This is a genomic window from Hymenobacter psychrophilus (genome assembly GCF_900107135.1).
Taxonomy (GTDB): Bacteria; Bacteroidota; Bacteroidia; order Cytophagales; family Hymenobacteraceae; genus Hymenobacter; species Hymenobacter psychrophilus.
On record NZ_FNOV01000025.1, the window covers coordinates 1 to 10,501 of the forward strand.

13 protein-coding genes are annotated in these 10,501 nt (G+C 63.8%); 1 reads left to right on the forward strand and 12 read right to left on the reverse strand.

Annotated elements, in window-relative coordinates:
• Positions 1-2,024: hypothetical protein (locus BLW21_RS20330; protein ID WP_139255361.1), on the reverse strand; the 2,024-nt coding region annotated here is incomplete at its 3' end.
• 23 nt (positions 2,025-2,047) lie between these two features.
• On the opposite strand from BLW21_RS20330, the gene BLW21_RS20335 reads away from it, so the two are divergent.
• Complete coding sequence (locus tag BLW21_RS20335; protein WP_092743853.1) at positions 2,048-2,515, forward strand: hypothetical protein; 468 nt, start codon at positions 2,048-2,050, stop codon at positions 2,513-2,515.
• Here BLW21_RS20335 and BLW21_RS20340 read toward each other — a convergent pair.
• The 11 genes from BLW21_RS20340 to BLW21_RS20390 form a co-directional block, all read right to left on the reverse strand.
• A complete protein-coding gene (locus tag BLW21_RS20340) occupies positions 2,512-5,094 on the reverse strand; it encodes a tape measure protein (protein WP_092743855.1) in 2,583 nt (860 codons plus the stop codon). The two genes, BLW21_RS20335 and BLW21_RS20340, sit on opposite strands and share 4 nt — an antisense overlap.
• Positions 5,091-5,369: a hypothetical protein gene (locus BLW21_RS20345; RefSeq protein WP_245711979.1), complete on the reverse strand. Its 279-nt coding sequence runs from the start codon at positions 5,367-5,369 to the stop codon at positions 5,091-5,093. Before BLW21_RS20345 ends, BLW21_RS20340 begins: the two co-directional genes overlap by 4 nt.
• Before the next feature lie 95 nt (positions 5,370-5,464).
• Positions 5,465-5,857, reverse strand: a complete 393-nt coding sequence (locus BLW21_RS20350) for a hypothetical protein (protein ID WP_092743859.1) — start codon at positions 5,855-5,857, stop codon at positions 5,465-5,467.
• Positions 5,858-5,862: 5 nt separating this feature from the next.
• The gene (locus tag BLW21_RS20355) at positions 5,863-6,282 is read right to left on the reverse strand and encodes a phage tail tube protein (protein WP_092743861.1); all 420 of its coding nucleotides are present in this window, start codon (positions 6,280-6,282) and stop codon (positions 5,863-5,865) included.
• Positions 6,283-6,294: 12 nt separating this feature from the next.
• Positions 6,295-6,714 (reverse strand): hypothetical protein, encoded by a 420-nt coding sequence (locus BLW21_RS20360; RefSeq protein ID WP_092743863.1) that lies wholly within the window; start codon positions 6,712-6,714, stop codon positions 6,295-6,297.
• Positions 6,711-7,070 (reverse strand): HK97-gp10 family putative phage morphogenesis protein, encoded by a 360-nt coding sequence (locus tag BLW21_RS20365; protein WP_092743865.1) that lies wholly within the window; start codon positions 7,068-7,070, stop codon positions 6,711-6,713. Before BLW21_RS20365 ends, BLW21_RS20360 begins: the two co-directional genes overlap by 4 nt.
• Positions 7,051-7,392 carry a phage head closure protein gene (locus BLW21_RS20370; RefSeq protein WP_092743867.1) on the reverse strand — a complete coding sequence of 114 codons (342 nt, stop codon included), beginning with the start codon at positions 7,390-7,392 and terminating at the stop codon, positions 7,051-7,053. The genes BLW21_RS20365 and BLW21_RS20370 overlap by 20 nt, the downstream gene beginning before the upstream one ends.
• A gap of 1 nt (position 7,393) precedes the next feature.
• Entirely contained in the window at positions 7,394-7,936 is a 543-nt protein-coding gene (locus BLW21_RS20375) for a head-tail connector protein (RefSeq protein ID WP_092743869.1), read from the reverse strand.
• A 2-nt stretch (positions 7,937-7,938) separates the two neighbouring features.
• Positions 7,939-8,151: a DUF7210 family protein gene (locus BLW21_RS20380; RefSeq protein WP_092743871.1), complete on the reverse strand. Its 213-nt coding sequence runs from the start codon at positions 8,149-8,151 to the stop codon at positions 7,939-7,941.
• Between the two features lie 49 nt (positions 8,152-8,200).
• The gene (locus tag BLW21_RS20385; RefSeq protein ID WP_092743873.1) at positions 8,201-9,433 is read right to left on the reverse strand and encodes a phage major capsid protein; all 1,233 of its coding nucleotides are present in this window, start codon (positions 9,431-9,433) and stop codon (positions 8,201-8,203) included.
• Positions 9,434-9,445: 12 nt separating this feature from the next.
• The gene (locus tag BLW21_RS20390; RefSeq protein ID WP_092743875.1) at positions 9,446-10,393 is read right to left on the reverse strand and encodes an HK97 family phage prohead protease; all 948 of its coding nucleotides are present in this window, start codon (positions 10,391-10,393) and stop codon (positions 9,446-9,448) included.
• Between the last annotated feature and the right edge of the window lie 108 nt (positions 10,394-10,501).

Sequence of the window (10,501 nt, forward strand, 5' to 3'; positions counted from 1 at the left end):
GCCGGGCTTACCTCCACGGCCTGCGCAGCCGTTACCCAATACAGATCATCCGGCCCGGTGGCCTGCGCGGACGGGACGATGTGCAGCGCAGCAAGGCCCGGGGCTGGGGGTAACACGATGCCGGTTTGCGGGTCGATTAGCGGCAGGCCTTCGGCCGTGAAGGCACGGCGCTCGGGCAGCGCATCCAACTCGGGCACGGCGTCGAGCTGCCAGGCCCCGTCCCGCTGGCAGAGTTGCAGAAAGAAGCCGCGTAGCTCCCCCTCCAGCACGGCCCGGCACAGGGCAACCTTATCTATATCATCCCCGCCCGCATTGTATACCTCGCGCTGGCCGTACGCCTGCAACAAGGGCTCTTCTTCCGCATCCATGCCCGCATCCCAGAGCCCACCACCAATGTAGAGCGGCAGGTTCAGGTCGGTGCGGGACAGGCAGTGCAGGATGGTGGCCAGCACCGGCCGGCGACCGGAGAGCAGGCGTTGCCGATGGTTGAGAAACTCGATTTCCGACAGCGGCCCCAACCCGCAAGACGCCGTAATCGTTACCGCCTGCCGGCCTGAAAGCAGTGGTTCGCGGTAGGTTTCGGGGGCAATGTAGCCGCGAAACGCCAGCCGGCCAGCCCGATACACGTCGACGCGGTGGGCCCGGTCATTGGGCCCGGCCAGTACCAGAAACTGCCTGGCGTAGGCTGTCAGCAGCGAGAGCTTGACGGTCTGGCCCACCACCTCCAGAAACGGGGCCAGCGGGTCGGTGCCGCTGCCCTGCCAGCCGCGGGTAATAGGCGAGTTGCCGGCCCCGCATACGGTTTCGGGTTCGCCCGCGTAGTCGTAGCCCAGGATAAAAACCTGCACTGACTCGCCGTGCAGGGCCTGCCAGTCGGCTGTAAAGCGGGGCCGGTAGCGGTCTTGTACTTCGAACGTGTCGCTGCTGGTGCGGCCGGCCGCATCGGTGGCCCGCGCCTGCCAGGAGCCCGCGGGCAGCCCCGCAAACTGCCCGGTTACGTTGGTGCCGGTAGCCCCGCCCGGGCCAATAACGGTGTACCGAATCGGTGGGGCGGGGCTTTCGGCCTCTATCCATACCCTTCCGGTAGGCGTGCCTGCCTCGTCAATGTCGGTCACAATCAGGTTGCTGATTTCCATCTCGCCCACCTGCTGCTCTACTTCCGGCACCGTGTCGGTGAAACGAACCCCGCCGGCACCGTTGTGGTACACCTGCCGGAACGTGCGCCCGTCGGGCAACTGGTAGGCATCAACCAACAGGCGCAGGTCACGGCTGTAAGGGTCGCCTGTAACGCCTTCCTCCGTGCGCGTGTCAACCGTGCGCGTGGCCTTGTTCCACTCAAAGAACACGGTGCGCTCGTACTCCACCGGCCCGCCGGCCGTTTCGTCCGTGCCGCGGTCAATGCGCGTAAGCAGCGGCACGATGGAATCGGCCGCCGGGGGGGCTGTCGGTGGGGCCAGGGTAATCGGAGGGCTGACGGCGTTGCAGGGGCCGGCCGCGGCCTGCACAACGTACGTGCCGGGCTGCGTCACCAGAAACGTGGCCGTGCCGGGCGAGGTGCTGACGGTCTGCTTGCTGGTCTGCTGGCCGCCGAAAATCAACTCCACCGGCAACTGCCCCGACGTAAAGCCTGCGCTTACCAGCCAGTAGCCGCCGGGGTATTGGCTGGTGGCGCTGGTGTAGGCAGCCGAGAGCGGGAACAGCAGCAGGTCGCAGCTAACCAGCGGGCAGGCCGGAAAATCGGGCGTGTACGTTACGGTCGGAAAGTCGGGCGCGGCCCGGTCGTAGGCAATGACTTCAAGCGTTGTATAGGTGTCGGTCTGCCCTCCCTCCCCGCGGGGTGGCACGCAGCGGCGCAGCAGCTCAAAGCCCGTGGGCGCTTCGTAGGCCGCGCATTGCAGCACCGTGCGCGGGCCCTGGGTGACGAAGGTGAACAGCTCCCGGTCGAAGTAGCGGTCGGTTTGTTCAAACTCGCCGGGCAGTACCCCGGGCTGGCAAGTGGTGCGGACTAACACGAGGTCTGGCATAATCTTAGTATGTTGGCGGCGCTATGATGAAATCAATCCTACTGTTTGCCGGGCTGCTGCTGGCCGGTGGCGCGGCGTTCGGACAGTCTGCTGCTGTTTTGCCAGCCGAAGCCCCTTTTCGTGGGGCCAATGCTATTCTGGTGCAGACGCCAGACTCAGCGGGCGCGGCGCTGCGTACCCTGGCCGGGCTGCTGGTGCAGCAGGGCTACACCATTAAGCGGCTCGACAAGGAGTATCACACCCTGGTTACTGACCCCCGGCCGCTGGAATTTGGCTTTCATCCGGTGCTCATTATCAAGGCGGTTGCCGTGCCCGGCGGGCTTCGAATGACGGGCGAATCAGAAGTCGACCTGGCCACACTGGGCAAATCAACCTCGCAGGCTAAGTTCATCGGGGTAGAGAAATCGGTATACAAAGGAACGTTTCGCGTAGTGGAACAAATGGCCCGCCTGTACCCGGGCGGAACGTTGCGCTATGTGCTCTTGCCCTAGTCAAATCGGCGGCTGCGGTAAGAGTCCACATTGAGCACACCCCGCAGGGCCGGGCCGTCCTGCCGGAACTCTACAGGCTCGAACTTGATGTTCACCTCCAACTTCTGCGGTTTCACGTCGACGGCGCGGGGGCTACTGAATCCGCCGCCGCCACCAGGCGACGGGCCGCTGCCAGCGCTGCGCCCGATGCGCGAAGCGGCACTGCTGAAGACAGAACCCAGCGCGATAAGAGCAACGCCCGCGGCAACCGCGCCCACCCCCCCGAGGGTTTTAAAGGCGGTTTTGATTGCCTCCAGACTAATGCCGATGCCGATGGCCAGTTGCCCCAACTGCACGGCCATGCTACCGACGCCGGACAGCAGGGCCGCAAATATCTGATCCGTTCCGCCCACCCCGGCAGCCAACGCCCCAATGGCTTCCGCTACCCCGGCCGCGGTGTTTTCAAGTGCCGACTCCAGGATGCCGCCGAAGTTATCGTTGAACTCTTCGGCCCTGAATTGCGCCCGGGCGAGAGCGGCATTCACTTCCTCCAGCGGGCCGGTTACCGGCGTTACATCCAACAGTGGCAGCACCGTAGGCAGGGCCACGTCGACCACGCCCTCAAGCGGCCGATATAACTCAGCAGCCAGGGCGGCGGCTTTGCGGCGACCTTCCTCCAGAAAGCGCGTAAAGTTCTGCCCCAGTGTGCCGTCCATGCGGGCCTCCAGCGCATCAATAGCAGCGGGCAGCGTCAGCAGTTGGCGGGCGAATCCCTGCACGGTGCGGCCGGCCGGGGCGAAGCCCACTTCTACCAGCTTCTGAACTCCCGATGTGAGGATGCTTTGCTTTTGCCCGATCTCGTCATAGGCGGAACCGAGGGCGCGCGCCTTGCGCTCGTTGTCGATAAGTGCCTTTTGCAGATCGGCCAGGGCTTTTTTCTGCTCGTCGCTCAGCACGGCCGCCGTGCCCACGGCCTCAAGACTCGCCCGCAGGTCGCCGCCCGACACGGCCCCGGCCAGTGCAGCTTCATCGACCAGCTTCATTTGCTGCGTAATCAGGTCGCCAATGGTGAGCCGCGGGGCATCCCCCAGTACGTTCAGCTTAGCCCGTAGCCCCTCGTAATCCAGCCCAAAGAGGCGGGCAATCGGAGCCAACAGGCCTAGCACTACCTGCTTGGCGCCGTCCCATGCGCGGGCCCAATCCTTGTCAAGCAGCGCCGATACGCTCCGCACGGCACCGTTCACTATATCGAACAGCGCGGCAATGCCGGTGGCCACATCCTGCACAACTTCCAACACGAGCTTGCCCGCGCTTACCAGGCCGCCGAACAGCAGGCTTCCCAGGTTGCCACCTCCAAGCCCAGCGGCGGCGGCCTTAATCGTGTTGATGGATTCCTCTACCCCGCGGGCCAACTCGCGAAACACTTGGCCATCCGGCCCCTGAAAGTAGGCGACTATCTCATCCCAATAAGCCACCACGGCGACCACGGCCGCGCCCACGGCAAGCGCTATCAACGCCACCGGGCCAGCCGCAAGGCCCACGGCGGCCCCGATAGCACCGAATCCGCTAACAATGGCAGGCAGCGCCGCGCCGAGCGTACCAACGGCCACCAGCACCGGCCCAACAGTGGCGGCCAGCCCGGCCAGGGCAAACACCGTGCGCTGCGTGGCGGGGCTCAGGGTTTCAAAGCGCGACACCAGCGACTCGATAGCGTCGCCGACCCGCTCAATCGTCGCCGTCAGGTTAAAAGCAGCATCCAATCGTAGGCCGATGCGGGCGGCGGCGTTGCTGAGCGTGTCGCCCACTGTCTCAAAACTGTTCTGCAGCCCCCCCGTTACGCGGGGCAACTTGGCTAGCTCGGCCGTAATGGCGTTAACGAAGGCGGTGGCGTCGATGCCAGCCTTTTGCAGCGCCTGCGTGTCAGCCGTGCCGAATGCCTTCTTCATAACGGGCCCCAGCACGATGCCCGCCTCCGTCAGCTGGTTGATTTCCTCCTGGCTTATCTTGCCCTTAGTGGCAATCTGCGAGAGGGCCAAGGTTACGCGGTCTAGCTGTGCCTTCCCCCCGCCGGCGCGGGCAATGGCATTACCGAACTCCAACAGGCTTTTAGCCGATTGTTCGGCCGTCAGACCCGCATTACGTAGCCGCAGGTCGCCCTTTACAGCATCCTCAAAGCCCAAGCCAGGCAGCTTGGCAATTTCCTTTAGCTCCAGCAGTCGCGCCTTTGTTTCTTCGGCGGCCCTGCCTACGGCCTCAATCGGCGGCACCCCATCCTCGGTTAGCTGCGTTTCCGCTACGGCCTCCAACCCCCGGCGCAGGCTGTCAAGCGAGCCAGCCGACTTGAGCGCGGCAATGCCCGCACCCACAATGGGCAGCGTCACCCCTAAGGTTAGGCCTGCGCCTGCGCCTTTTAGCGCGTCGCCTGCCGCGCCAATCTTCTGCAGATCGGGCAGCAGGCGCTGGAATGCGTTGCCGGCCGATTGCGCGGCCCGGTTTACCTGCCCGGCAAATGCCTGTACTTTGCCTACGGCCGCGTTCAGGCCCCGGTCCAGGTCGGTCAGGTCAGCCCCAACGGCTACGGCTAATTCGGCAACATTCATACAGTCGGCTCGTTTGGCGTTTGGGTTTGCAGGCGGGCGAGTTGCGCGGCACTGCGTTGGTCTCGATACTCTTTGAGGCCCTTGCCGCCCTTGACTGGGGATTGGCGGGGTTCATCAGTGGGCAGCTCCAGCAGGCGGCGGCCCCGTAGCTCTTTGCGCAGGTCCACGCCGTTAAAGGCTGCCGTCCATTCGCCTAACTGTCGGGTTCGCTCCCATTCGCGGGCCTGCCGAAGCCGGTACCCGCGGCAGGCGGCATCGTATTCGGGCCACGTCATAGCCCAGAATTCATCAGCCCGAAGCCCCAATTCCCCGAGGGCGAAATCCAAAACGCCCCACCAGGTAGCGGGCGGGGCGTTGTCGGATTCGGCCGTTAGGACTTGGTTGCCCGTGGCTTCGGCCCGGCCGGCTTTCCCGGCACGTCCGCCGGTGGCGGCGCGAGGGCGGCCAGCACGGCAAAGGCTTTGCCTAGTTCGGCGGCGTCGGCTTCATCGACCCAGAACAGCACATCGTCGGGCGTGAAATCAGGCTCCTGTCCGTCGCGCCGGCTGCCCGCCCGAAGGGCAGAGTACACCAGCCCCGACAGGGCCACGGTTGCCGTCAGGCCGCCCTGGCTGAACAGGTCGGCTACAGCCTGCTGGTAGGCATCTAATTCGATTCCAGCCAACTCGCAGTAAGTGCGGGCTTGATAGGTTCCCCAATGAAGCGGGCGCTCCTGTCCACCGATATGCAGGCGGCCGTAGCCGCGAATATTCAGGTCGTGCATCCGGCTTAGGCGTTAGCGGTGTAGGTAACGTCGCCGGTAACCGAGAAGTCAGCCGACCAGGTGGTCTCCCCATCCAAGTTGCTCGACTCGCTATAGCTGAGCACATAGCACTGGCCGGACTTCTTCGTGCTGCCCACTTCCTCGCCGCCCACCTCGAAGTCGAAGATCGTGCCGTCCTCAAAGAGCTGCTCCAGGTTAACGTAGGTGAAGTTGCCGGCCGCGTCGACGCCAGTGGCCACGCGGGCAAGGGCTTCTACGCTGAGCGTGTAGGCTTTATCGCCGGGCCGGGTAACCTTCGTGCCGCCGTTGGCAGCACACTTGGCGACGATTTCCGTACGGGAGGCTCCCCAGCTAACGGTTTGAGCGCATCCTACTTCGATGCCATTTAGGCCCAGAATCAGGCCGGTTACGATTTCAATTGCCATGATGACAGGGAGTTAAGAGGTGTAAATTGTAAACCGCATCCGTAGATAGCGGTGAATGTCAATCTGTTCGGTGTCGAAATCCGCCCCGCTGGTCAGCAACTCCAGTGTTGCCCGGCCCGACAGTTGCAACCCGCCGCCCATCGGCAGCGCAGCCCCTTGCAACCGGCCCAGCACCGCATCGGCCAGCTCGTCGCAGAGCACGGCCGAAATAGATTCCGGTTCTGAGAGCGTCACACAATCCAGCAGCAGCGTGGCCGACCACATCCGACAGGCGGCCGTGCCGGGTAGGTCAGCTACCGTAGGCTGGGTAACCAGCACGTAGGCCGAAGCCCCGCCCGGCTGAAACTCGGTTACCAGCGCCCCGCCGGGTAGCGGGCCGCCCTGGGTGAGGGCGTCGAGCACGGCGGGAATGAGGTAGCGTTGCGGGTTCATCGGGTGCGTAAGGCGTTGGTAATGGCTTGTTCGTAGGCCACGCGCCACCTCTCGGCAGCGGGGAACATGAAAGGTTGCGCGGGCATCCGGCGGGTACCCAGCTCCTGGGCCTGCGCGTATTCCACGTTGGTCGATACCGAACCGCCCAGCCCATCGGCGCGGAAGTCCGAATGAATCGAAGCCCGTAGCCTACCCGTATCGACCGGGGCGAAGTCCTTGGCGGTGGATTCAACCAGCAGCGTGTAGGTGGCTACTTCGGTTTTCACCCGGGCTTTCTTGTCGATCTGGTAGAAGCGCAGGGCCGCAATAGCCTCCCGCATTCCTTTCAGCTCGACCCTAACCCCCGACCGTGCCATTATCGACTGCCGTTAGCACCGTGAACTCACGGCGGGGGTCGTGCACCACCTGCCGCACCCCGTAACTACGCCCGCTCCACCGCAGCTTCGTGGTGGTGTTCACCGCGTCGGTGTAGCGGATCGTGAACTCCACCACCGAAGTACCCAGCACCTGGCCCAGCCGCAGCACCTCCAGGCCCGAGAGTTGCCGGACCGAAGCCCGAACGACCAGCGGACTAGTGGCCACGCCCGGCAGAAACCCGCCGCGCCCGTCCGGCACGGGGGCCGAAGGGTTGAGCAGGCTCAGGCGTTCGGTCAGGTTTCCGGCGGCGACGCGTCCCATATCAGTACATTAGGGGCTGAATGCGCAGCGGGGCCAGCTTCACGCGAAAGTTGACCGGCAGCTCGGGGCTGATGGTGCCCACGCTACTGCTTTCCCGGTTGCGGTACATCTCCGCTACCAGCTCCAGGATGCATTGCTTGGCCAGCTCCGGCACTTCCCCCGCGTTGATGGGGTAGGTAACCGTGTAGCGCTGCTGCAGTGCGTCTTCCCAGGCCAGCTCCCGGCTGATGCTGATACCCTTGCGGTATTCCTCCAGCGACGGGGGTAGCTGCGAGAGGTCGGTGAAGTAGCCGCGCACGGCGGTGGGTTCGCCCGCTAACGGAGCCAGTTGGTAGGGTTCGCCCAGCTCGAACGTGGTTTCCACGGTCTGGCCGGCAAAGAACCGCCCGGTATACTGTTCGCACAGATGCCGGGCGGCCTTTTGCAGTAGCGTCAGCAGCTCATCCTCTCCATCGGTATCCACGCGCAGCCACTGTTTCAGCAGGGCCAGCGAAACGGGCTCCTGTGCTTCGGACGCGGCGGATAGAACGACGGTGGTGGGCATGGCTACTTGGTGGCTTTAGTGGCGCGGGCTTCGGCTGACTTATCCTCCTTGGTGGAGGCATCGGCCTTGTCTTCCTTTTCAGCTTTCGGCGCTTCGGCCAGGCCGGCGTCGATTAACTCCTTGGCGACGGAATCCGACACCTCGACCGTCTGGCCGGCCTTGTAGTCCTTGGCCAGTGAGCCGAGGTTGAAATCTTGCAGGGCTTTTACTTTCATGACAATGAGTAAGTAAGCCCGGCCCCCGAAGCGGCCGGGCGGTTACGGATTAGGCTTTCAGCAGCGCGGCCTGGGCGGTGGCGAAATCGCCTTTGACCAGTGCCTCGGGGCGGTACACGCACAGGGCGAGGCGCTCCTCAATCACGATGGTCACCAGGTTGTGGATAGCATCGTCCTCATTCTGGTCGTACACGCGCACCGTAATGCCTTCGCGCACGAACAGCTGGGCGGCGTTAGCCGAGAAGTCGCCTACCAGGAAATTGCCCGCCCCGATGAGCGTGGTTTCCATGATGCGCACGCGCCCGATAGTGGGGGCCTGCCCGGTGAGCAGCGTGGGCAGCAGGTACTGCCCGTCGGTGGCCTTGGTGAGTTCCATTGCGGCCACGTCGTCGGGGTGCATCATGATACCGGACGGGGTGTACTCAATGCGGCGCACCTGGGCAATAGCGGCGCGCAAGGCGTCGAGTTGGTTGGCCTGGGCGACTTTAGCAGCCAGTGGGCCGGCGGCGAAAGCCGTGGCCTGCGTGCGCAGACCGTTGATGTTACCTGACGTGCCCGAGCCGTTGAGCAGCTGCGCATCTTCCACCAGCATCAGCTTGGCCTGCCCGCGCTGGGTGATGTAGCCCAGCAACTGCGGCATATCCGACAGGGCTTCTTCCGAAACCTTGAAATGCGTGGCAATCTTCACCACAGGGGCGAACTTGGTTTCCAGCGCCAGGTCTGACTGCTGCTTGAGGCCACCCTCTGCCACCACGGCCGCACCGTCGGTGTAGGAGCCTTCCCGCACGTAGGTAATCAGGTTGCTGGTTGTGCCGGACGTAGCCAGGAAGTCGCGGACGTGTTCCGGCCGCTCGGGCTGGGTCACGATGCCGGCCAGGCGCTGAGGCAGGATGACACCGTTGGTGCCCTGCTGGGTCAGACTGCCGGCTCCGGTGGTGATAATGGCCTTCACCTCTAAGCTCAACGGGCTGCGACCCTTGCCGCTGGCTTTGAACTCGGCGAACTTGTCCTTGTTGTCTTCCAGGGCCTTGCGGATGGTGCCCAGGCCGCCGTCCTGCATATCGAGGTCGTCAGACTTTACCCGGGCCATGACCAGGGCAATCTTGTCGATTTCATCCAGCGCCTTCCTGGCATCGGTGGCGGCCGTGTCGGCGGTTTCCTTCACTTCCTTTACGGCCGTGTCGGCAGCCTCTTTGCCAGCCTCTTTGGCGGCGGTTGCGGCTTCGGCCTTCAGGCGGTCGGCGGCTTCTTTCTGGGCTTTTGCGAGTTCTTCGGGCGTCATCTTCGGGGGAGGTTAAACGAGTGAGTAAAAGGATTTGAGCGCCTTCTCGCCGCTCGGCTCTGGGGCTTCGGAAGTGGCTTTCATCGGGGCCATGCTGCCGCCAAGGGCGGTCAGGGCGCTTTTCATCTGCGTCATCATGGTTTTCTGTGAGGCGTCAGTGGGCTCCACGGAACCGTCCATGTGCTTTTCATGCAGGGCAATGGCTTTCTGTAGCCACTCCTTTGCCTTGGGCACATCGGGTTCCTTGGCCTTCAGGCGGTCGGCAGTATCCAAGACGAGCGGACGCGATTCGGTCGGCTCCAGCGGTTGTCCGTAGAGTGAAATCATTCCTTTGTAGGCGGTTTGCAGGGCCTCTAGCTCGTCGGCTAGTTGGTGCCCCAGGTTGTCAGAGATGGTGCCGTGGCGCAGGGCCTTAACGAGCTTGGCCTCCCGGTCTTCCAGGCGGGCGAGGCTCTGCTCAAACCCGGCCTTGGTGTCGCACTTGATGCCTACCAGCGGCGTATCGCCATTCGCGCCCCAAGTAACGGAGGACACTTCCCGTAGCCGTAGCTCAGTCAGTGTGTTGATGCCCGTGCCCTGGTCGTACTGTTGCTTGATGACGCCGTAACCTATCGAGTGCTCGAACAAGTCCAGCTCATACAGGGCTAGCGCGTCGTTGCCTTCGGTGCTGTCGGCCAGAATGGAGGTGCAGAGCAGCCCCTTTTCATCTTCCTTGAGTTCGGTGAAGCGGCCAATGAGCTGCTGCGTCTGGTGCTGCCGCAGGTGCTTGATGCGCTTGGCGCCGAGCGGGCCGGCCTCCAGGATGGTCTTGGCAAACGCGCCCTTCACTACCACGTCGCCGTCGGAATCGACGTTGCCGAAAGCCGAGCCGTAAAACTGCACGGTGCGGCCTTTGGGGTCAATATCCTTGAGCAGCAGGACGGGCGCTGAATGCGCGTAGGAGGTTCCGGTCGTAAGCATGAAGCAAACCTACCCCCGCCCGCCCCCGCCCGAAAGCCGATGCCCCTCAAGTTGTGTACAGAAGCGGGTGGGCACGAAAAAGCCCCCACCGTTGCGGGTGGGGGGGGG